At 72.9% G+C, this 21519-nt stretch carries 19 protein-coding genes; 13 read left to right on the top strand and 6 right to left on the bottom strand.

From position 1 onward, the window contains the following. Nucleotides 1-8: 8 nt before the first annotated feature. Both FIP57_RS07185 and pseI read left to right on the top strand, forming a co-directional pair. Entirely contained in the window at nt 9-2744 is a 2736-nt protein-coding gene (locus tag FIP57_RS07185) for an FAD-binding and (Fe-S)-binding domain-containing protein (RefSeq protein ID WP_148572839.1), read from the top strand. Between the two features lie 23 nt (nt 2745-2767). Continuing rightward, the gene (gene pseI, locus FIP57_RS07180) at nt 2768-3829 is read left to right on the top strand and encodes a pseudaminic acid synthase (RefSeq protein ID WP_238993340.1); all 1062 of its coding nucleotides are present in this window, start codon (nt 2768-2770) and stop codon (nt 3827-3829) included. Here the strand turns inward: pseI and FIP57_RS07175 are convergent. Next, a complete protein-coding gene (locus FIP57_RS07175) occupies nt 3826-5328 on the bottom strand; it encodes a bifunctional UDP-2,4-diacetamido-2,4,6-trideoxy-beta-L-altropyranose hydrolase/GNAT family N-acetyltransferase (RefSeq protein WP_203231104.1) in 1503 nt (500 codons plus the stop codon). The two genes, pseI and FIP57_RS07175, sit on opposite strands and share 4 nt — an antisense overlap. 49 nt (nt 5329-5377) lie before the next feature. Here FIP57_RS07175 and pseB point away from each other — a divergent pair, with 49 nt between their 5' ends. From pseB to FIP57_RS07160, 3 genes are read left to right on the top strand one after another with little or no spacing between them, the layout of a single operon-like run. Continuing rightward, nucleotides 5378-6361 carry a UDP-N-acetylglucosamine 4,6-dehydratase (inverting) gene (gene pseB / locus FIP57_RS07170; protein ID WP_148572838.1) on the top strand — a complete coding sequence of 328 codons (984 nt, stop codon included), beginning with the start codon at nt 5378-5380 and terminating at the stop codon, nt 6359-6361. A 4-nt stretch (nt 6362-6365) separates the two neighbouring features. Next, nucleotides 6366-7490, top strand: coding sequence for a DegT/DnrJ/EryC1/StrS family aminotransferase (locus FIP57_RS07165; protein WP_148572837.1), 1125 nt, complete (start codon nt 6366-6368; stop codon nt 7488-7490). Next, the gene (locus FIP57_RS07160) at nt 7487-8218 is read left to right on the top strand and encodes a cytidylyltransferase domain-containing protein (RefSeq protein ID WP_148572836.1); all 732 of its coding nucleotides are present in this window, start codon (nt 7487-7489) and stop codon (nt 8216-8218) included. Before FIP57_RS07165 ends, FIP57_RS07160 begins: the two co-directional genes overlap by 4 nt. Before the next feature lie 16 nt (nt 8219-8234). Here the strand turns inward: FIP57_RS07160 and FIP57_RS07155 are convergent, their stop codons facing one another. Together FIP57_RS07155 and FIP57_RS07150 are read right to left on the bottom strand one after the other, a co-directional pair. Continuing rightward, nucleotides 8235-8879: a hypothetical protein gene (locus FIP57_RS07155; protein WP_148572835.1), complete on the bottom strand. Its 645-nt coding sequence runs from the start codon at nt 8877-8879 to the stop codon at nt 8235-8237. A gap of 60 nt (nt 8880-8939) precedes the next feature. Then, nucleotides 8940-9626, bottom strand: coding sequence for a glycosyltransferase family 29 protein (locus tag FIP57_RS07150; protein WP_162529700.1), 687 nt, complete (start codon nt 9624-9626; stop codon nt 8940-8942). Between the two features lie 417 nt (nt 9627-10043). On the opposite strand from FIP57_RS07150, the gene rpsL reads away from it, so the two are divergent. From rpsL to trmB, 7 genes are all read left to right on the top strand, one after another. Beyond that, nucleotides 10044-10418: a 30S ribosomal protein S12 gene (rpsL, locus tag FIP57_RS07145; RefSeq protein WP_056681807.1), complete on the top strand. Its 375-nt coding sequence runs from the start codon at nt 10044-10046 to the stop codon at nt 10416-10418. Next, entirely contained in the window at nt 10418-10888 is a 471-nt protein-coding gene (gene rpsG, locus FIP57_RS07140) for a 30S ribosomal protein S7 (RefSeq protein ID WP_148572833.1), read from the top strand. The genes rpsL and rpsG overlap by 1 nt, the downstream gene beginning before the upstream one ends. Before the next feature lie 147 nt (nt 10889-11035). Then, nucleotides 11036-13147 (top strand): elongation factor G, encoded by a 2112-nt coding sequence (gene fusA / locus FIP57_RS07135; RefSeq protein ID WP_148572832.1) that lies wholly within the window; start codon nt 11036-11038, stop codon nt 13145-13147. Between the two features lie 60 nt (nt 13148-13207). Further along, nucleotides 13208-14401: an elongation factor Tu gene (tuf, locus tag FIP57_RS07130; RefSeq protein ID WP_148572831.1), complete on the top strand. Its 1194-nt coding sequence runs from the start codon at nt 13208-13210 to the stop codon at nt 14399-14401. A 140-nt stretch (nt 14402-14541) separates the two neighbouring features. Continuing rightward, on the top strand, nt 14542-15051 hold the full coding sequence (locus FIP57_RS07125) for a SigE family RNA polymerase sigma factor (protein WP_148572830.1): 510 nt from the start codon (nt 14542-14544) through the stop codon (nt 15049-15051). After that, entirely contained in the window at nt 15048-16142 is a 1095-nt protein-coding gene (locus FIP57_RS07120) for a WD40 repeat domain-containing protein (protein WP_148572829.1), read from the top strand. Before FIP57_RS07125 ends, FIP57_RS07120 begins: the two co-directional genes overlap by 4 nt. A gap of 90 nt (nt 16143-16232) precedes the next feature. Beyond that, the gene (trmB, locus tag FIP57_RS07115; protein ID WP_148572828.1) at nt 16233-16955 is read left to right on the top strand and encodes a tRNA (guanosine(46)-N7)-methyltransferase TrmB; all 723 of its coding nucleotides are present in this window, start codon (nt 16233-16235) and stop codon (nt 16953-16955) included. A 6-nt stretch (nt 16956-16961) separates the two neighbouring features. Here trmB and FIP57_RS07110 read toward each other — a convergent pair whose 3' ends face one another. Further along, on the bottom strand, nt 16962-18308 hold the full coding sequence (locus FIP57_RS07110) for a transaminase (RefSeq protein WP_148572827.1): 1347 nt from the start codon (nt 18306-18308) through the stop codon (nt 16962-16964). Beyond that, nucleotides 18305-19159 carry an RDD family protein gene (locus FIP57_RS07105; RefSeq protein ID WP_148572826.1) on the bottom strand — a complete coding sequence of 285 codons (855 nt, stop codon included), beginning with the start codon at nt 19157-19159 and terminating at the stop codon, nt 18305-18307. The genes FIP57_RS07110 and FIP57_RS07105 overlap by 4 nt, the downstream gene beginning before the upstream one ends. Nucleotides 19160-19218: 59 nt before the next feature. On the opposite strand from FIP57_RS07105, the gene FIP57_RS07100 reads away from it, so the two are divergent. Further along, nucleotides 19219-20214, top strand: coding sequence for a stage II sporulation protein M (locus FIP57_RS07100; RefSeq protein ID WP_148572825.1), 996 nt, complete (start codon nt 19219-19221; stop codon nt 20212-20214). 7 nt (nt 20215-20221) lie between these two features. On the opposite strand, the gene FIP57_RS07095 is transcribed toward FIP57_RS07100, so the two are convergent. Then, entirely contained in the window at nt 20222-21514 is a 1293-nt protein-coding gene (locus FIP57_RS07095; protein WP_148572824.1) for a DUF58 domain-containing protein, read from the bottom strand. Nucleotides 21515-21519: the final 5 nt, after the last annotated feature.

Here is a 21519-nt window from a genome sequence, read left to right as displayed (position 1 = left end):
GCGACGGCATGAACGTCCAGGTCACCGACGTCGTCGCAGCCTTGCAGGCGCGGGGGATCCGGGACGTCGACACCTCCGAGCTGGCCCGCGCGCTGTACTCCACCGACGCGTCCATCTACCGCGTCCGGCCGCAGGTGGTGGTCCGCCCCGAGCACGTCGACGAGCTCGCCGCGGTCCTCGCCGTCGCCCGCGAGACCGGCACGCCGCTGACGATGCGCGGCGCCGGCACGTCGATCGCCGGCAACGCCGTGGGCCCCGGCATCGTCGTCGACACCTACCGCCACCTCAACCGGGTCCTCGCCGTGGACCCCGAGGCCCGCACCGCGAGGGTGCAGCCGGGCACCGTGCACGCCGTGCTCCAGCGGGAGGCGATGGTCCACGGGCTCCGGTTCGGCCCCGACCCGTCGACGCACACCCGGTGCAGCATCGGCGGGATGATCGGCAACAACGCCTGCGGCTCGCGGGCGCTCGGCTACGGCCGCACCGCCGACAACGTGGTGTCGCTGGAGGCGCTCACCGCCTCGGGGGCGCCCGCCGCCTCGGTCGCGCCGGCGCTGGCGGAGCTGGTCGACGCCCACCTCGGCCACGTCCGGACCACCTTCGGCACCTTCATCCGCCAGGTGTCCGGCTACTCCTTCGAGCACCTGCTGCCGGAGAACGGCCGCTCGCTCGACCGGTTCCTGGTCGGCTCGGAGGGGACGCTCGCGGTCGTCACCGAGGCGACCGTGCGGCTCGTCGAGGACGCGCCGGTGCGGGTGCTCGCCGTGCTCGGCTACCCGTCGATGGCCGACGCCGCCGACGCCGTGCCGGCGCTCCTCGCGCAGCAGCCGGTCGCCTGCGAGGGGATGGACGAGCGGATCACCGCGGTCGTCGGCACCACCCCGGACCTGCCGCGCGGCAGCGGGTGGCTGCTCGTCGAGCTCACCGGGGGCACCCTCGCGGAGGCCGAGGCGCGCGCGGCCGGCGTGGTCGCGGTGGCCGGTGCCCTCGACGCGCGGGTCTTGACCGACGTGGTCGAGCAGCTGGCGATCTGGCGGATCCGCGAGGACGGCGCCGGGCTGGCGTCACGAGCCACCCGTCCGCCCGGCCAGGCGGGGTGGGAGGACGCCGCGGTCCCGCCGGACCGGCTCGGCGACTACCTGCGCTCGTTCGACGCCCTCCTGGTCGAGCACGGCTACCGCGGCGTGCCCTACGGCCACTTCGGCGACGGCTGCGTGCACGTCCGCATCGACTTCGACCTGGAGTCCGGCCAGGGACGGGCCGGCTACCGCCGGTTCGTCGAGGAGGCCGCCCGGCTCGCTGCGTCGTACGGCGGGAGCCTGTCGGGGGAGCACGGCGACGGCCGCGCCCGCTCCGAGCTCCTCCCCACGATGTACGACGAGACGTCGCTGGCGCTGATGGCACAGGCGAAACGGCTCTTCGACCCCGACGACCTGCTCAACCCTGGGGTGCTGGTCGACCCGGCGCCGCTCGACGCGGACATCCGGCTGGCCGGTGTGCCCAAGGAGCGCCCGCGCACCTTCCTGCGGCTGCACGCCGACGGCGGCGACCTCGTCGAGGCGGTCCACCGCTGCACCGGCGTCGGAAAATGTCTGGCTGACAACACCGGCCCCGGCGGGGTGATGTGCCCGTCGTTCCAGGCCACCCGTCAGGAGAAGGACTCCACGCGCGGCAGGGCGCGCGTCCTGCAGGAAGCGGTCACGGGACGGCTCGAGGGCGGCTGGGACTCCGAGGCGCTCGAGGACGCGCTCGACCTCTGCCTCGCCTGCAAGGGGTGCGCCCGCGACTGCCCGACCGGCGTCGACATGGCGACCTACAAGGCCGAGTGGCTGCACCAGAAGTACGACGGGAAGCGGCGGCCGCGCACCCACTACAGCCTCGGCAGGCTCCCCGCCCTCATCGCGAAGGTCCCGCCCAGGCTGGCGAACGCCGGTGGCCGGTTCGCTCCCGGCTGGGGCAAGGCGCTCGCGGGGGTGGACCCGCGTCGCGGCGTCCCGCGGTTCGCCGACCGCCCGTACTCCGCCCGCCCCGCCCACCGCCCCGAGCAGGCGGACGTGGTGCTCTGGGTCGACACCTTCACCAACCGGTTCAGCCCGCAGGTCGCCGACGCGGCGGCCAAGGTCCTCGAGGCGGCCGGCCAGCGGGTGCAGGCGGTGGCGTTCGGCGACGAGTGCTGCGGGCTGACCTGGATCAGCACCGGCCAGCTCGAGGAGGGGCGCGAGCGGCTCACGCGGCTGCTCGACCGGGTCGCCGCGACGGCGGTCCCCGACGTGCCGATCGTCGCCCTCGAGCCCTCGTGCCTCGCCGTCCTCCGGGTGGACTCCGCCGAGCTGCTCCCGGACGGGTCGCCGCCGGTCGCGCAGCGGCTGGTGACGCTGGCCGAGCACCTCGGCACGCTCGGCTGGCAGCCGCCCTCGCTGGAGGGGGTCGACGTCGTCGCCCAGCCGCACTGCCACCACGCCTCCGTGCTCGGGTGGGCGGCCGACGAGGCGCTGCTGCGCCGCGCGGGCGCCTCGCTGACCCGGGTCGGCGGCTGCTGCGGGCTGGCGGGGAACTTCGGTATGGAGAAGGGGCACTACGAGGTGTCGAAGGCGGTGTTCGAGCACGCCCTCGGCCCGGCGGTGCGCTCCGCCCCCGACGGCGCGGTCGTGCTCGCCGACGGCTTCTCCTGCCGCACCCAGCTCGAGGACCTCGCCGGGCAGGGCTCGAAGCACCTCGCCGAGCTGTTGGCCGACCGGCTCTGAGCCGGCGGCCGTAGGGTGGCGCCGTGGGTTTCGCAGCGACTGTCCAGGCCGCCGGCCACCGGATCGGCGCCGACCACCCGCCGTTCGTGGTCGCCGAGATGTCCGGCAACCACAACGGCGACCTCGACCGCGCGCTGGCGATCGTCGACGCCATCGCGGCGTCCGGGGCGCAGGCGCTGAAGATCCAGACCTACACCGCGGACACGCTCACCCTCGACGTCGACCGGCCCGAGTTCCGGGTAACCGACGACCACGGGCTCTGGGGCGGCCGGACCCTCCACCAGCTCTACGAGGAGGCGCACACCCCGTGGGAGTGGCACGAGCCGATCTTCGCCCGCGCCCGTGAGCAGGGGCTGGTGGCGTTCTCGACCCCCTTCGACCCCACCGCGATCGAGCTCCTCGAGGAGTGCGGCGTCGCGTTGTACAAGACGGCGTCCGCCGAGATCGTCGACCTGCCGCTGATCCGCGAGATCGCCCGCACCGGCAAGCCGGTGCTGATGTCGACCGGAATGGCGACGCTCGCCGAGATCGATGCCGCCGTGAACGCCGCAGCCGACGGCGGTTGCACCGAGCTGGTGCTGCTCGCCTGCACGGCGTCCTACCCGGCCGACCCCGACGACGCCCGCCTCGGCAACATCGCCGTGCTCCACGAGGCGTTCGGGGTGCCGGTCGGCCTCTCGGACCACACGCTCGGGATCGGCGCCGCCGTCGCCGCGGTGGCGAAGGGCGCGGTCTGCATCGAGAAGCACGTGACGCTCGGGCGCGACGACGGCGGGGTGGACAGCGCGTTCTCGCTCGAGCCCGCCGAGCTCGCGCTGCTGCGCCGCGAGACCGAGACCGCGTGGCGCGCGTCGAGGAGCGGGACCGCCTTCGGCCCCACCGAGTCCGAGCAGGCGGTGCTCCGGTTGCGCCGCTCGCTCTACGTCGTCGAGGACGTCCGTGCCGGTGATCCGGTGACCGCGCGGAACGTGCGCTCCGTGCGGCCGGCCGGCGGGCTGCCGCCCGCGGCGCTGGAGACCGTCCTGGGCCGCCGGTTCACCCGGGACGCCGAGCGCGGCACGCCGCTCTCCTGGGAGCTGCTCTAGGCGGTCCGCGGCTGCTTGAGGAGCCGCACGAACCCGTCGTCGTCCGCGGGCAGGTCGGGGGTCCACCCGGTGGCCGCGAACAGCCGCCGGGACGCGGCGTTGTCGACGTGGACGGCCGCGAGCAGCGTCACCGCGCCGGGCTCGCGCTCCAGCAGCGCCCGCTCGCCGGCGGCGAGGACGCCGGCCGCGAGCCCGCGGCCCCGGTGCTCCGGCGCGACCGTGATCGAGACCTCCCACTCGCCGGCCTCGTCGCGGTCCCAGCGCACGGTCCCGAGCTCCGCCGCCCCGTCGCGCACGACGAGCAGGTGCCGGTCGTCCCGGCCCAGCGACGCCTCGAGCCACCGCCGGTGCTCCTCGGCGCCGACCTCGGCGGTGCTCCGCGAGGCGCTCCGGGTCGACGGGTCGTTGCGCCAACCCAGCAGCGTCGCCGCGTCGTCGAGGGTGGCGTCGCGGGCCTCCAGCCCGTCCTCGGTCGCCGGACGCTGGGCGCGTCCGGCCAGGTGCTCCCAGGCCCCGACGACCCGCCAGGCCCCGAGCCCGTCGACGAGCCGGCGCCCCCGCGCGGCCACCGCGTCCCGCAGCCCCTCATCCGTCAGGGCCTCGGCCAGCACCGCCCGGGCGGCGGCCAGGTCCCCGGTGTCACCGAGGTCGCCGAGCCCGAAGGCGGCCCCCGCGGAGAGCACTCGGTCGTAGCCGGTGCGCTGGTTCTCCACCACCTGCACCAGTGCGGCCGGCACCCCGAGGCAGAGCAGCTCGAGCACCGACGTGCCGGCGGCGCTGACCACGAGGTCACGACCGGCCAGCAGCGCGGCGATGTCGGGGTCGGGCGGGACCCGGGTCACCCGCGCGCTCCCGTGGTCGGTCACCACGGGACCGGTGGCGGTGGGGTCGACGGCGACGACGTCGAGCGGGTGGCCGGAGGCGCCGAGCAGCTCGAGGACCCGGGGGAGGAGCCCGCGGGCGTCGGTGCCGCCCATGACCACGAGCACCCGGAGGCGGTCGCCCGTGGCGTCCCGCGGTTCGCCACGGCGGGCGGTGACCCCGCGGCGCAGCGGCGCGAAGCGCACCCCCCTCAGCGCCGGCCCCTTGTGTGGTGGCGGGTCGTGCTCGGCCCCCAGGGTGGGGTCGAAGGACAGGTGCGCGGCCCGGACGCCGTGCGGACCGTCGTACGTCGTGGTGAGGAGGGGACCGCCCTCCAGCGCCTCGACGAGCTCACCGACGTCGTAGCGGTCCACGTGGACGACGTCGGCCCCGCGCTCCTCCGCCAGCCGGGCGAGCGCCGGCCCGGGCGGCTCGTCACGGGAGAGCGGGACGTGCTGGGTCCCGGTCGCCCGGAGCCCCTCGCGCAGCAGCGCCCCCTCGACGTGGCCGACGAGCGTGGCTCCGTGGCCGCGCGCGTGCAGCTCCTCGGCGAGCGCGAGGCACCGGACCACGTGGCCGGCCCCGATCGACGGCCCCCCGTCGGCGTGCAGGAGCACCTCCAAGCGTCGCTCGGGCACCGCGCGTCACCACCTGGCTCGGGGAAACCGGCCGCTTACGATAGCGCGCGTGTCAGTACTGAGCGGGTCGAACATCCTGGTGACCGGGGGCACCGGGTCCTTCGGCAAGGCGTTCATCGACCATGCCCTGAAGCACCTGGACCCGCAGCGGCTGATCGTCTTCTCCCGCGACGAGCTGAAGCAGTACGAGGTCCGCCAGCGGTTCGGCGACGACCCCCGGCTGCGGTGGTTCATCGGCGACGTCCGGGAGGAGCGCCGGCTCCACCGGGCGATGCACGGCGTCGACTACGTCGTCCACGCGGCGGCGCTGAAGCAGGTCGACACCGCGGAGTACAACCCCTACGAGTTCGTGAAGACCAACGTGCTGGGGTCGCAGAACGTCATCGAGGCGGCGATCGACTCCGGCATCAAGAAGGTCGTCGCCCTCTCGACCGACAAGGCCTCCAGCCCGATCAACCTCTACGGCGCCACCAAGCTGACCGCCGACAAGCTGTTCGTGTCCGGCAACCACTACGCCGCCAACTACGTGACCCGCTTCTCCGTGGTCCGCTACGGCAACGTGATGGGCAGCCGCGGATCGGTGATCCCGTTCTTCCGCAGGCTCGCGGCCGCGGGGGAGTCGCTGCCGATCACCGACCTGCGCTGCACCCGCTTCTTCATCACGCTGCCCGAGGCGGTGAAGTTCGTCGTCGACTCCTTCGACCTGATGAACGGCGGCGAGCTCTACGTCCCGCGGATCCCGTCCATGAAGATCGTCGACCTGGCCGAGGCGGTCGCCCCCGGCGCACCGATGCACGACGTGGGGCTCCGCCCGGGGGAGAAGCTCCACGAGGAGATGATCTCGCCGGACGAGGGGCGCCGCGTGCTGAGGCTGGCCGACCGCTACCTGGTCCAGCCCGAGCTCGGGACGTTCGGCTTCCAGGCGCCGGAGGACGCCGAGGCGGTCGAGGACGGCTTCGTCTACCGCTCGGACCTCAACGACCAGTGGTACTCCCAGGACCAGATCCGCGACCTCCTCGACACCCTGGACTGAGACCGTGCTGCCCTACGGACGCCAGTCCGTCTCGGAGGAGGACGTCGAGGCGGTCGTCGCGGTCCTGCGCGGCGACTGGCTGACCACCGGTCCCGCCGTCGACGCCTTCGAGGCGGCGTTGTCGGAGGCCGTCGGCGGCCACCCCGTGGTCACCACCACCTCCGGGACCGCGGCACTCCACACGGCGTACGACAGCCTCGGCATCGGCGCGGGCGACGAGGTGGTGACGACGCCGATGACCTTCGTCGCCACCGCGAGCACCGCCTCGATGCACGGCGCCACGATCGTCTTCGCCGACGTCGACCCGGAGACCGCGCTGGTCGACCCGGCGGCGGTCGAGGCGGCGCTCACCCCGCGCACCAAGGTGGTCGCGGCCGTCGACTACGCCGGCCAGCCGTGCGACTACGCCGCGCTCACGGCGGTCGCCCGGGACGCCGGCGCGCTGGTGCTCGCCGACGCCGCGCACTCCTTCGGCGGCTCCCTCGACGGCCGCCCGGTCGGCGACCTCGCCGACCTCACCGCGCTGTCGTTCTTCCCGACCAAGAACCTGACCACCGGCGAGGGCGGCGCGGTGGTTCACAAGGACCCGGCGCTGGGGCAGCGGGCCCGGGAGTTCCACAACATCGGGCTGGTCCGCGACCCCGCGCGGTTCCGCGAGGTCGATCCCGGCGGGTGGCACCAGGAGGTGCACGCGCTGGGGCTCAACTACCGCCTCACCGACGTCGCCTGCGCGCTCGGACTCAGCCAGCTACGCCGCCTGGCGACCTTCAAGAAGCGGCGCAGCGAGATCGTCGCGCGCTACCGCGCGGGGCTGGCCGACGTCGACGGGCTGCGGCTGGTCGAGCAGGTGCCGGGGTCCGACCCGCTGTGGCACCTCTTCCCGGTCCGGGTCCTCGACGGCCGCCGCCGCGAGGTGTACGAGCGGATGCGTGCCGCGGGCATCGGGGTGCAGGTCAACTACGTCCCGGTCTACTGGCACCCGGTCTACGAGGACCTCGGCTACCGGCGCGGGTTGTGCCCGAACGCCGAGCAGTTCTACGCCGAGCAGCTGTCGCTCCCGCTGTTCGTCGAGCTCCGCGACGAGGACGTCGACCGGGTTGTCGAGACCCTGACGGAGCTCCTGCGGTGAGGCGCGTCGCGGTCGTCACCCAGGCCCGCACCACCAGCACCCGGCTGCCGGGCAAGGTGCTCGAGCGGGTCGGAGCCCGCACGTTGCTGGAGCACCACCTGGCGCGGCTGGCCGAGGCCGGGCTGCCGGTCGTCGTGGCCACCACCACCAACGCCACCGACGACCCCGTCGCCGAGCTGGCGCGGACCGTCGGGGCAGCCGTCTTCCGGGGGAGCGAGCACGACGTGCTCGCCCGGTTCCGCGGCGCGGCCGAGCAGGAGCGGCTCGACGTGGTGGTGCGGGTGACCTCCGACTGCCCGCTGGTCGACGGCGCGGTCGTCGCGGCGGGCGTGGAGGAGTTCCTGCGCCTCGACGACCCGGACGGCTACGTCACCAACACCCGACCCCGGACGTTCCCCCGTGGGTTCGACTTCGAGGTGTTCTCCCGGGCGGCGCTCGAGGAGGCCGACCGCTCGGCACGGCTGCCCGGCCACCGCGAGCACGTGACGCCGTACCTCGCGGAGAACGTCAGCGGCCGGGTGACCGTCCGCAACCTGACCTTCGCGCCCGACCGCTCGGGCTACCGGGTCACCGTCGACACCGCCGAGGACCTCGAGCTCGTGCGGAGGCTCGTCGAGGACCACGGCGCGGACCGGCTGGACTGCGCCGGCATCGTGCGGGTGCTCGACGCCCACCCCGACCTTGTCGCGCTCAACGCGCACGTCGAGCAGAAGCGGGTCGGCGAGTGACCCACGGCTGACGCCGTCACTCCTCCCGGTCCGTCTCCTGGTCACCGGGGTCCTGGTCGCGGGCGTCCTCGTGCTGCTCGTCCGCGTCGCCGGAGGCGGTGTCCTCGAAGGGCGCGTCGAGCTCCTTGGCCAGCGACCGCGCGGTGCGCACGAAGTCGTCGAGCGCCCGCTGGGTGTCGTCCCTGAGGGTCTCCTCGAGCCGACGGACCCGCTCCTCGTAGGCGGCCACGATGCCGAAGCGCTCCCGGACCCGGCGGTGCTCGGCCCGGACCTCCTCCAGCAGCGACCGCGCCTCGTCGACCTCGCCGGGCGCCGCGGTGACCGCCGCCCCGCCCACCTTCTCGGACAGGTCCGCGAGACGGGTCTCGAGGGCCGCAACCTGGCTGCCGAGGATCTCGGTGACCGCCACGAGCTTGAGGGCCGAGCTGGCGGCCTTCGCCACCTGGTCGGCGTGGTCGCGGAGCCGGTCGGTCTGGCGGTCGAGCCGGGCGGCCTGGCGCTCGACCATCGCCTGCTGCCGGTCCAGCCGGGCCCGCTGGCGCGCGAGCTGCTCGCCCTGGCGGACCAGCTGCTCGCGCTGGCGGTCGAGCCGCGCCTCGAGCTGGTCCAGCCGGTCGTCGGAGGAGTCCTTCAGCCGGTTGACCGTGTCCTTGACACCCATGGGGTTCCCTGTCGTCCGAGATCGTGTGTGTGTGGGGCTGGTCGGTGACGCGCGGAGGTCTCAGGGGACGAACGTAGCCGTCCCGCCGTCGACCCAGGACTGCAGGATCGCGCCCTCCGCGTCGAGCTTGTGCGCGGGGTGCACCGGCACCGTCGACCCCCAGTGGTGCTGCCACTCGGTCTGGCCGCGGTCGCTGAGGAAGGAGAACCCCGTCAGGTGAAGCTCCGGGCCCCCGAACAGCTCGTGGGCGACGTACGCCATCAGGGTGCCGGTGGTCGGGACCGCGCCGTACCCGATCCGCTGGGGGCGCATCGCGATCTTGAGCGGGATGCCGAGCTCGCGGTTGGAGATCGGCCAGGCGCCCAGGTCGGTGGGCCAGTTGGGCGGGTTGCCGGGCGGGTTCGGGCGGCGCGTGGCGCCGACGTCGACCACGAGGTAGGCCCGCGAACGGTAGTCCTGGAAGACCCAGGGGGTCGGCCGGGTCGCCCGCGCCAGGGTGACCACGTGGGTGGCCCGTCCGAGGGTGGGGGGGCGGCCGGGCTCGTCGAGGACGAGAGAGTTGCACCGGAAGACCAGGTCGGCGGAGTCGATGAGCGCGGCCCGCTCCTCGCTGGGCCCGAGCGGCGCGTTGCCCACGACGGCGACGCGGCGCACCGGGGTGCGGGCCGCGTAGCCTTCCAGGTAGGCACGGAGGCTCGCGAGGTACGCCGGGTCGGGGTGCCGGCGCTCCGGCGCGGTGGTGGCCATCGTCGTCCCCCGTCTGGTCGGTTCCGGTGCGTCACCGGCGTCCGGTGTGCCGGTGCTGGTCACGGTCGCGTTGCGCAGTGCACGATAGCCCCGGGAGGACGCTTGCAGCCCTCCGAGCCGGGAGTCCGGAGGGGCGACCCTGTGCGTTTTGACCCTCCCTGACCGTGCCGGTAGGCTAGGTAATCGTGCCTGGGACATCCAGGCCATCACGCGTGCTTGGACGTGAGGCGCGTGGCTGCACTCGCAGCGTTCGATCGAGGCTCTCCGCGACGGTCCGACCGCCGCGGCCTGCATCGGGCGACACGCCCGACCGCGGGGTCCGTCTCCGGCGGCTGGTGCGGGACAGCCGGCCTCCGGTCACGACAGAGAAGCTCAGCAGCAAAGACCGAGAACCTCCAGAGGAAAGAGAACGACGCGGTGCCCACAATCCAGCAGCTGGTCCGCAAGGGCCGCCAGGACAAGGTGTCGAAGAACAAGACGCCCGCACTGAAGGGCTCGCCCCAGCGGCGGGGCGTGTGCACCCGCGTTTACACCACCACGCCGAAGAAGCCGAACTCCGCGCTCCGCAAGGTCGCCCGCGTGCGGCTCTCCAGCGGCGTCGAGGTCACCGCCTACATCCCGGGCGTGGGCCACAACCTCCAGGAGCACTCGATCGTGCTCGTCCGCGGCGGTCGTGTGAAGGACCTGCCCGGTGTGCGCTACAAGATCATCCGCGGTTCGCTCGACACCCAGGGCGTGAAGAACCGCAAGCAGGCTCGCAGCCGCTACGGCGCGAAGAAGGAGAAGAGCTGATGCCGCGCAAGGGCCCCGCTCCCAAGCGACCGATCGACATCGACCCGGTCTACGGCAGCCCCGTCGTCACCCAGCTGGTCAACAAGATCCTGGTCGACGGCAAGAAGCAGACCGCTCAGCGCATCGTCTACCGCGCGATGGAGGGGTGCCGCGAGAAGACCGGCACCGACCCCGTCGTGACCCTCAAGCGCGCGCTCGACAACGTCAAGCCGGCCCTCGAGGTCCGCAGCCGCCGTGTCGGTGGCGCGACCTACCAGGTCCCCGTCGAGGTCCGCGGCACCCGCTCGATGACCCTCGCCCTCCGCTGGCTGGTCACCTACTCGCAGGCCCGCCGCGAGAAGACCATGGCCGAGCGGCTCATGAACGAGATCCTCGACGCCTCCAACGGCCTCGGCGCCGCGGTCAAGCGTCGCGAGGACACCCACAAGATGGCCGAGTCCAACCGGGCCTTCGCGCACTACCGCTGGTGACCTGCCGGATGGCTTTCGCGTGACCATCACGTCCGACGGCTCCTCCGTCACCGGCCGCCTGGCAGGCTGGTGCGGCGGAGCCCGTCGCACGTCCAGGGCGCTCGCGCCCTGATCTTCTTTCCTTCGAGTCTTTAGGGGACATCCCAGGTGGCTGTCGACATCACCACTGACCTGCAGAAGGTCCGCAACATCGGCATCATGGCGCACATCGACGCCGGCAAGACGACGACGACCGAGCGCATCCTGTTCTACACCGGCATCACGTACAAGATCGGCGAGGTCCACGAGGGCGCCGCCACGATGGACTGGATGGAGCAGGAGCAGGAGCGCGGCATCACGATCACGTCCGCCGCGACGACCTGCTGGTGGAAGAACCACCAGATCAACATCATCGACACCCCCGGCCACGTGGACTTCACCGCCGAGGTCGAGCGCTCGCTGCGCGTCCTCGACGGCGCGGTCGCGGTGTTCGACGGCGTGGCCGGCGTCGAGCCGCAGACCATGACCGTCTGGCGGCAGGCGAACAAGTACTCCGTGCCCCGGATGTGCTTCGTCAACAAGCTCGACCGCACCGGTGCCGACTTCTTCCGCTGCGTCGACATGATGGTCGACCGGCTGAACTCCACCCCGCTCGTCGTCCAGCTCCCGATCGGCGCGGAGCAGGACTTCCTCGGCGTCGTCGACCTGGTCGGCATGCGCGCGCTCACCTGGCGCGGCGAGACCAAGATGGGCGAGGACTACGAGGTCGAGGAGATCCCGGCCGAGCTGGCCGACCAGGCCGCCGAGTGGCGCGAGAAGTTCCTCGAGACGCTGGCCGAGGCCGACGACGAGATCATGGAGAAGTACCTCGAGGGCGAGGAGCTGACGGTCGAGGAGCTCGAGGCCGGCATCCGCCGCGCGACGCTCGCCGACAAGGTCAACCCCGTGCTCTGCGGCACCGCGTTCAAGAACAAGGGCGTGCAGCCCCTGCTCGACGCGGTCGTGAAGTACCTCCCGTCGCCGGTCGACATCGACGCGATCGAGGGCCACAAGCCCAACAACGAGGAGGAGAAGATCCTCCGCAAGCCGGCCGACACCGAGCCGTTCTCCGGGCTGGCCTACAAGATCGCCTCCGACCCGCACCTCGGCAAGCTGATCTACGTCCGGGTCTACTCGGGCAAGCTCGAGGCCGGCTCGCAGGTGCTCAACTCGGTCACCGGCCGCAAGGAGCGGATCGGCAAGGTTTACCAGATGCACGCGAACAAGCGTGAGGAGATCGCGTCGGTCGGCGCCGGCCAGATCGTGGCCGTCATGGGGCTCAAGGAGACCAAGACCGGTCACACGCTGTGCGACCAGGCCAACCCGGTCGTGCTCGAGTCGATGACCTTCCCGGCCCCGGTGATCGAGGTCGCGATCGAGCCCAAGACCAAGGGCGACCAGGAGAAGCTGGGCATGGCGATCCAGCGGCTCTCCGACGAGGACCCGACCTTCACCGTCAAGACCGACGAGGAGACCGGGCAGACGATCATCGCCGGCATGGGCGAGCTCCACCTGGAGATCCTCGTCGACCGGATGCGTCGTGAGTTCCGCGTCGAGGCGACCGTCGGCAAGCCGCAGGTGGCCTACCGCGAGACGATCCGCCAGAAGGTCGCGAACCACAGCTACACCCACAAGAAGCAGACCGGTGGGTCCGGCCAGTTCGCGAAGGTGGTCATCAGCCTCGAGCCGAACATCGACCCGGAGACCGGGACCGGTGCCGGCTACGAGTTCGCGAACAACGTGACCGGTGGCCGCGTGCCGCGCGAGTACATCCCGTCGGTGGACCAGGGTGGCCAGGAGGCCATGGAGTTCGGCGTCCTCGCCGGCTACCCGATGGTCGACGTGAAGTACACCCTCGAGGACGGCGCCTACCACGAGGTCGACTCGTCCGAGCTCGCCTTCAAGCTCGCCAGCATCCAGGCCTTCAAGGAGGCCGCCCGGATGGCGAAGCCGGTGTTGCTCGAGCCGATGTTCAAGGTGGAGGTGACCACGCCGGAGAACTTCCTCGGCGACGTCATCGGTGACATCAACTCGCGCCGTGGACAGGTGCAGTCGATGTTCGAGAGGAGCGGCGACCGGGTGGTCGAAGCCCTCGTGCCGCTGTCAGAGATGTTCGGGTACGTTGGGGACCTGAGGTCGAAGACCTCCGGTCAGGCGTCGTACTCGATGGAGTTCGACTCGTACGCCGAGGTTCCCGGGAACGTCGCAGACGAGATCGTCAAGAAGGTCCGCGGCGAGTAATCGCGGTCCGCGAGTCACCCAGCAACACGAGACCAGAAACAACAACAGGAGGAGCCCACCGTGGCCAAGGCTAAGTTCGAGCGGACTAAGCCGCACGTCAACATCGGCACCATCGGTCACATCGACCACGGTAAGACGACGCTGACGGCCGCTATCACCAAGGTCCTGCACGACAAGCACCCGGACCTGAACCCCTTCACGCCGTTCGACCAGATCGACAAGGCCCCGGAGGAGCGTCAGCGCGGTATCACCATCTCGATCGCGCACGTCGAGTACCAGACCGAGAGCCGCCACTACGCTCACGTGGACTGCCCTGGTCACGCTGACTACATCAAGAACATGATCACCGGTGCGGCGCAGATGGACGGCGCCATCCTGGTGGTCGCCGCGACCGACGGCCCGATGCCGCAGACCAAGGAGCACGTCCTCCTGGCCCGCCAGGTCGGCGTCCCCGCGATCGTCGTCGCGCTCAACAAGTGCGACATGGTCGACGACGAGGAGCTCATCGAGCTCGTCGAGATGGAGGTCCGGGAGCTGCTCTCGGACTACGAGTTCCCCGGCGACGACATCCCGGTCGTCCGCGTGGCCGCGTTCCCGGCGCTGAACGGCGACGAGAAGTGGGCCAACAGCATCGGTGAGCTCATGGACGCGGTGGACAGCTACATCCCGCAGCCGGAGCGCGACATCGACAAGCCGTTCCTGATGCCCGTCGAGGACGTCTTCACGATCACCGGTCGTGGCACCGTGATCACCGGCCGCATCGAGCGTGGCGTCATCAAGGTGAACGAGGAGGTCGAGATCATCGGCATCCGCGACAAGTCGATGAAGTCGACCGTCACCGGCGTCGAGATGTTCCGCAAGCTCCTCGACGAGGGCCAGGCGGGCGAGAACGTCGGGCTGCTGCTCCGCGGCACGAAGCGCGAGGACGTCGAGCGCGGCATGGTGGTCATCAAGCCGGGCACCACGACCCCGCACACCAACTTCGAGGCTTCGGTCTACATCCTCTCGAAGGAGGAGGGCGGCCGTCACACGCCGTTCTTCAACAACTACCGCCCGCAGTTCTACTTCCGCACCACCGACGTGACCGGCGTCGTGACCCTCCCCGAGGGCACCGAGATGGTCATGCCGGGCGACAACACCGAGATGTCGGTCGAGCTGATCCAGCCGATCGCCATGGAGGAGGGGCTGAAGTTCGCGATCCGTGAGGGTGGCCGCACCGTCGGCGCCGGCCGGGTCACCAAGATCACCAAGTGATCTGACTGCACCTGCCGAGAGGCCCGGTCCCTGCGGGGGCCGGGCCTCTTGCCGTGCTCGGCGAAAACCCTGCGACGCGCACTCAACCTCCGGCGTCGCACGGGAGTCCTTCCTGACATGACCGACTTCTTCGAGGTGCCGTGAACCGCGCCCACGACCAGGCGTTCAGCGACTTCGTCGCCGCGCGCTGGGCCGCGCTGTTCCGGTCGGCGTACCTGTTGACGGGGAACCGCCACGAGGCCGAGGACCTGCTCCAGACCGCGCTCGCGAACACCTACGTCGCCTGGCCGCGGATCCGCGACCTCGGTGCCCTCGAGGGGTACGTGCGGCGGGCGCTGGTCAACGCGGCCTCCCGCGGCTGGCGGGCCCGGGGGCGGACCGTCGTCACCGACGCGGTGCCCGACCCGGGTCACGACGGCGGGCTCGGGGTGCTCGGCGACCGGGCCACGCTCTGGCAGGCGGTGTGCGACCTCCCGCCCCGGATGCGGGCGACCCTCGTGCTCCGCTACTACGAGGAGCTCAGCGAGGCCGAGACGGCTGCCGCGCTCGGCTGCTCGACCGGGTCGGTCAAGAGCCAGACCCACCACGCCCTCAAGCGGCTCCGGGCCGCCCTGGCCGACCACACGAGCCTCGTGGAGGAGCCCCGATGAACGACGTGACGACCGAGGTGCGTGCCACCTTCGCCGAGGTGGCCGACGCGGTGGCGGTGCCACCGTTCGACGAGGTGGCGTTCCGGGCCCGGGTCCGCGCCGGTCGACGAAGCCGCCGCTCGACGTTGGCGGTCGCGGCCGCAGCGTCGGTGGCCCTCGCCGCTGCCTCGGCGTACGCCGTGGTGGGGCTGGCCGGCGACCACGAGGACGGAGGACCGCCGGTCGCCGGCGACGCCCACGACCGGCTGGCAGGGCTCCCCGGCCCGGTGTACTTCCGGGACCCGAGCAACCTGAAGGCGGTCACCCCCGACGGCACGCTCCACGACCTCGACGTCGCGACCGACACGATCATCGGCGCCACCTCCGAGTTCGTGCTGGCGCAGGACGACCACGGGCGGATCGTCCAGGTCGACGTTGCCTCGTCCGGGGAGGGCGACGGGCGGTTCACCTTCACTCGGGGTGCCTCACCGGTCCCGGGGCGCGTCGGCTGGGCGGTCCTGTCGGGCGACGGGCGCTACCTCGCCTGGAAGCAGTCCACCGTCGTCCGGGTCCTCGACCTCAAGGCAGCCACCGAGGTGGCGAGCTACCCGGTGGCCGAGGACGGCCGGGTCAGCGGGGTGGCGGAGCGCACCGTCCTGGTCGGCGGCCCCGACGGGCTGGTGCTGCACACCCCCGAGGGCGAGGTCGAGGTCCCGTGGACGGACGAGCAGGGCCTCGTCGCCTCGGGTGACCTCCAGGGTGACCTCGTATCCGTGCCCGACCGCGACGACACGACGAAGGTCTACGACGTGTCTGGCGGAACGGCCGAGCTCGTGGAAGAGCTCCCCGGGACGGGGCGGCTCGCCCCCTACGGGCGGGGTGTCGTCACGAGGGTCGGCCGTGAGGTCCGGTTGTGGCGGGACGGCCGGACGACGACGCTCGGCGGGGTGCGCGGCGCGGTCCAGGAGGTCGGCTGGTGGGACGAGGACAACGCCCTCGTCATCTCAGCGGACCTCGCGACCGACGGCTCCACGATCTACCTCTGCCCGGTCACGGCGGAGCGGTGCTCGGAGGTGCTGGAGAGCCCGAGCGGGGATGTCAGCCTCCCGTAGTGCTTGGCCCGGGAAGCCGTGGGTCGTTCGGGTGATTCGCCCGGTCGGTACCCTGGCGCGGTCCCCCCACGTCCTTGCGGAGGAACCGTCATGTCCGAGCCCGTCCGACCCGCGCACCCGGGCGCCGGGCTGACCCCGGACGGGCGGCGGATGCAGGTCGTCACGACCTACACCCGTCGCGGCAGCCGGCTCACCACCGGTCAGCAGGCCGCGTGGGACAGGCGGGCCCGTGACTGGCTGGTGCCGGACTCGGTCGTCGACGAGGGGCTGTTCGACCAGGAACGGTGGTTCGGCCGGGTCGCCCCGCTGGTCGTCGAGATCGGCTCGGGGACCGGGGAGTCGGTGGCCGCGATGGCGGCGGCCCGTCCGGCGTACGACGTGCTGGCCTTCGAGGTCTGGAGGCCCGGCGTCGCGCAGACCTTCCTCCACCTCGAGCAGAGCGGCGCGACCAACGTCCGGGTCGTGTCGGTCGACGCGGTCTGGTGCCTCGAGCACCTGTTCGCCGAAGGGCAGCTCGCGGCGCTCTGGACGTTCTTCCCCGACCCGTGGCACAAGAAGCGGCACCACAAGAGGCGGCTCGTCACGCCGGCGTTCGCCGCGCTCGCCGCCTCCCGGCTGGCCCCCGGCGCCGACTGGCGGCTGGCCACCGACTGGGCCGACTACGCCGAGCAGGCGCGCGAGGTCCTCGACGCCGAGCCGGCGCTCGAGGGCGGTCCGACCGCGCGGTGGGACGAGCGGCCGCTGACGAAGTTCGAGCGCCGGGGGCTCCGCGAGGGGCGGGCGGTCACCGACTTCTGCTACACCCGGCGCTGACCCGCGTCACCCCACCAGCGCCTCGACCGCCGAGCGGAACACCTCCGTGTGCCGGTCGACGTCGGCCCCGGTGTGGTGCGGGGAGAACAGCGCCATGTTGTGGAACGGCGTCAGCAGGATGCCGCGGTTCAGCGCCCACAGGTGCATGAACCCCTCCAGCTCGTCGTCGACCGCGGCGGCCGCGTCCGCGCCGTTGCGCGGCGGCGGGCAGAACCAGTACTCCGCCCGGCACCCCAGCCGCTGCACGTGCCACGGCAGCTCGAAGTCGGAGATCACCGAGGCCACGCCGGCGGCCCACCGCTCGGCGAGCGGCACCGCGACGTCGAAGTCCTCCTGCCGCAGCGACGTGGAGAGCGCGGCCCGGGTCGCGGCGAGCGCCAGGGCACTGCCGGTCAGCGTCCCGCCGACGCCGGCGACGTCGATCTCGTGGCCCTTCATCGCCGGCTCGATCCGGTCGGCGACCGCCTGGCTCATGCCGTACGCCGCCACCGGCACGCCCCCGCCGATCGGCTTGCCGACCACCAGCAGGTCGGGCTCGAGCCCCCAGGCGCGGGTGGCCCCACCGGGACCGGCACAGAGGGTGTGGGTCTCGTCGATGGCCAGCAGCACGTCGTGGCGGCGGGTGACCTCCCGGACCGCCTCGAGGTAACCGTCGTCGGGGAGCACGATCCCGATGTTGGTGAGCGCGGGCTCCATCAGCAGGCAGGCGACGTCGCCGTGCGCCAGTGCCTTGTCCAGGGCGTCGACGTCGTTGAACGGGACCACGCGGGTGGTCTCGGCGACGTCGACCTGCGGCCCCATCGCGCCGGGACGCGGCACGACCTGGTCGCCGTCGAGCACGGCGAGGGTCTCGTCGACCGTGCCGTGGTAGCACCAGTCCATCACCGCGATCCGCGGCCGCCCGGTGAGGAACCGCGCGAAGCGGAGCACGAACCGGTTGGCGTCGGTGGCCGACATCGCCAGCTGCCAGCGGGGCAGCCCGAAGCGGCGCGCCAGCTCGGCGCCGACCCAGGCGGCGTCGGAGCTCGGCAGCATCGTGGTGAAGCCGTGCTGCGCCCGCTCGGCCAGTGCCTCGGCCACCGACGGCAGGGCGTGGCCGGTCATCGCCCCGGTGTCGCCGAGGCAGAGGTCGACGTACTCCTGGCCGTCGACGTCGGTGAACCGCGCACCCTGTGCGTGGTCGACGAAGACCGGGAACGCCCCCGGCCACCTGGTCATCCACGGCATCGGCACCCCGGCCAGCAGGTGCTCGGCCGCGGCGCCCGCGAGCTCTCGCGACCGCGGGTGGCTCTCGACGAACCTCTCCTCCTCCTCGCGTCGCAGCCCGGCCAGCCGGTCCCGGTCGATCGTCACGATGTCCCTCCTCCGTAGCTCCCCGTCGTCTGGTGTGGTGCCCGGTCGTCCAACCGTTCGCGGAGCCGCTCGCGCAGCGCCCGCTCCTGGGCGAGCCGGTGCAGGTCCCGGTTCCGCCGCTCGCACAGCACGGCGGCCAGGAAGTCCTCGGGGTGGGTGCCGGGCGGCGGCGCCGGCGCGGCGTGCTGCTGCACGAGCGACGCCAGGCGGTCCGCGGTGGCGGCCCGCGCCTGCGGCTGCAGCTCGGCGGCCCGGCCGAGGAACTGGCGGACCGCGACCGCGAGCTGCGTCGGCAGCGTGGTGAGGTCGGCGGTGGCCGCCCACCCGGTGAGGTACGGCGGCATCACCACCGGTGGCGGCAGGGTGAGCCGGAACCGGTCGCGGACCACGTAGGTGCCGGCCACCAGGTCGCCGACCCGCTTGCCCTTGCCGTTGGCCATCGCCGTGACGATCGCCGGGACCCCGCTGAGCAGCCAGATCTCGACGACCCCCACCAGCGACCGGACCAGCGCGTGGCGGAAGGAGATCCGGCCGGCGTCGTCCCGGACCGTGCGCAGCCCCGTCACGAGCTTGCCGACGGTCTTGCCGCGGGTGAGCGTCTCGGTGACGGCGGGCACGCCCACGAGCACCAGCACGGTGGAGACGATCTGCGCGGCCCCGCTGAGCGCGGCGTCGGTCTCGAGCGCGGCGAGCGAGAAGAGCAGGGTGACGACGAGGAGGAGGGCTGCGGTCAGCGCGACGTCGATCAGCCCCGACACCGTGCGGACGCCGATCGTGGCCGGCGGCAGGTCGAGCGCGACGGCCTCACCGGTGACGAGGTCGTCCTCGCCCACCCACTGCTGAGCCGTCATGGCCGCTGACCCTACGCGGTCCCGGGCCGGGGCACCGCGGGACCGCCTACCCTGACCCGGTGGACCTCGATGCCTTCGTCTCGGTGCACCAGGACTCGTGGCGGCGGCTCGAGGAGCTGGGCAAGCGGCGGCGGCTGACCGGCGCCGAGGCCGACGAGCTCGTCGACCTCTACCAGGCGGTGGCGACCCACCTGTCGGTGATCCGGTCGGAGGCGCCCGACCCCACGGTGATCGCGTACCTGTCCGGCATCCTCGCCCGGGCCCGCACCCGTGCCGGGGTCGGCGGCGGGGTGTCCTGGCGCGAGGCCGGCCGGTTCTTCACCACCACGTTCCCGGCTGCGCTCTACCGCACCAGCCGGTGGTGGCTGGCGACCCTGGTGGCCAACGTCGTGGTCGGCGTGGCGATCGGCTGGTGGTTCCTCGAGCACCCCCGGGTCGAGCAGACGCTGGTCAGCCCCGAGGAGGTCGACCAGCTGGTCAACGTGGACTTCGAGGCCTACTACAGCAGCTACGAGGCGTCCCACTTCGCCGCCCAGGTGTGGACCAACAACGCGTGGGTCGCGGCGCTCTGCATCGCCCTCGGGGTCTTCGGGCTGCCGGTGGTCTACCTGCTGTGGACCAACGTGCTCAACATCGCCGTGACCGGCTCGATCATGGTCCGCCACGACCGCGGCGACCTGTTCTTCGGCCTGATACTGCCGCACGGGATGCTCGAGCTGACGGCGGTCTTCGTGGCCGCCGGCGTCGGCCTGCGGGTGTTCTGGTCGTGGGTGGCTCCCGGGCCCATGAGCCGCGGGAGCTCGCTGGCCCGGGAGGGGCGGGCCGCGGTGGCGGTGGCGATGGGGCTCGTCGTCGTGCTGCTGGTCAGCGGCGTGATCGAGGCGTTCGTGACGCCGAGCGGGCTCCCGACCTGGGCCCGGATCTCGATCGGCGCGCTGGCCGAGCTCGCGTTCCTCGCCTACGTGTTCGGCCCCGGCCGGCTGGCCCACCGGCGGGGCGAGAGCGGCGACGTCGCCGCCTCCGCGCGCGAGGCGCAGGTGGCCGCGGCCGACTGAAACGGGTTCAGAGCAGCCCGCGGGCCTTGAGCGCCAGGTAGTGGTCGCTCAGCGCGACGGGCAGCTCCTCCGGGTCGGCGTCGACGACGTCCGCCCCGACCACCCTCAGCAGGTCGGCGGCGTAGGCCCGGTCGCCCTCCGCCCGCTCGGCGGCCGCGGCGGCGTACACCTCGGAGGCGGTGCCGCGCGTCGAGGCGAGCGTGGCCAGCGACGGGTCGCGCACCGCCGCCACGACCACCTGGTGGCGCTGCACGAGGGCCGGCAGCACCGGGAGCAGCCCCTGCTCGACCGGGGCGCGCTCGAGGGCGGTGAGCAGGACCACGAGCGACCGCCGCCGGGTCAGCGTGGTCACCGCCCCGGCGAGCCGCCCCCAGTCGGCCTCCACGAGCGCCGGGTGCACGGTGGCCAGGGTGCCCATCAGCTCGGGGAGGGCACCGGGCCGGCCGCCGGCGCGGACCTGGGCACGGACCCGGGCGTCGCCCGCGACGACGTCGACCATGTCGCCGGCGCGGCCGGCCAGCGCCGAGAGCAGCAGCACCGCCTCGATCGCGGCGTCCAGGCGGGGCTCGTCGCCGACCCGGGCCGCGGAGGTGCGCGAGGTGTCCAGCACGATCACCACGCGCCGGTCGCGCTCCGGCTGCCAGGTACGCACGACGGGGGAGCGGCTGCGCGCGGTCGCGCGCCAGTCGATGCTCCGCACGTCGTCGCCGGGGACGTACTCCCGCAGCGAGTCGAACTCGGTGCCCTGGCCCCGCGTCAGCACCGCCGAGCGGCCGTCGAGGTCGCGCAGCACCGCCAGCCGGCCGGGGAGGTGCTTGCGGGAGTCGAACCGGGGGAGGACCTGGAGGGTGCCCGGCACGGCCACCGAGCGCTGCCGGTGCGCCAGCCCGAGCGGCCCCCGCACCCGCACCGTCACCAGGTGGGCGCGGAGAGCGCCGCGGCGCACCGGGGTGAGCGCGGTGCGCAGCCGGGCGTGCTCGCCGCCGGGCAGCCGCACCCGGTGCCGGTTCGCGGTGGCGCCGGCGGTCGGCTGCCAGGCGTCGCGGACGACGCCGCGGACGGTCCGCGCCCCGCCGTTGCGCACCAGCAGCTCGGTGGCGGTGGTGACGCCCTGGCGGGTGGGCTCGGGACCGCGACGCTCGACCTCGAGCCGTCGTGGGGACGGCGCCAGCACGAGGTCGAGGAGGGTCACCAGCACGACCGCGCCGGCCCACAGCCAGGCGGTCGACGTCACCGGGCGCACCGCGACGGCTGCGAGCCCGGCGAGGAGCAGCAGCGGGACGCGGCCGGTGATGCTCACCGCGG

It is taken from the genome of Nocardioides caldifontis, from assembly GCF_008087345.1.
In the GTDB taxonomy this organism is placed as follows: Bacteria; Actinomycetota; Actinomycetes; order Propionibacteriales; family Nocardioidaceae; genus Marmoricola_A; species Marmoricola_A caldifontis.
The sequence above is the reverse complement of the archived record's forward strand: the minus strand, read 5'-3'. Positions and strand labels throughout refer to the sequence as shown.

Excerpts from the sequence above, each read along its gene's own strand:
- FIP57_RS07185 (WP_148572839.1), top strand. The coding sequence starts at position 9 with ATGAACGTCCAGGTCACCGACGTCGTCGCAGCCTTGCAGGCGCGGGGG.
- FIP57_RS07155 (WP_148572835.1), bottom strand. The coding sequence starts at position 8,879 with ATGGGTGTCAAGGACACGGTCAACCGGCTGAAGGACTCCTCCGACGAC.
- FIP57_RS07150 (WP_162529700.1), bottom strand. The coding sequence starts at position 9,626 with ATGGCCACCACCGCGCCGGAGCGCCGGCACCCCGACCCGGCGTACCTC.
- rpsG (WP_148572833.1), top strand. The coding sequence starts at position 10,418 with ATGCCGCGCAAGGGCCCCGCTCCCAAGCGACCGATCGACATCGACCCG.
- FIP57_RS07120 (WP_148572829.1), top strand. The coding sequence starts at position 15,048 with ATGAACGACGTGACGACCGAGGTGCGTGCCACCTTCGCCGAGGTGGCC.
- trmB (WP_148572828.1), top strand. The coding sequence starts at position 16,233 with ATGTCCGAGCCCGTCCGACCCGCGCACCCGGGCGCCGGGCTGACCCCG.
- FIP57_RS07105 (WP_148572826.1), bottom strand. The coding sequence starts at position 19,159 with ATGACGGCTCAGCAGTGGGTGGGCGAGGACGACCTCGTCACCGGTGAG.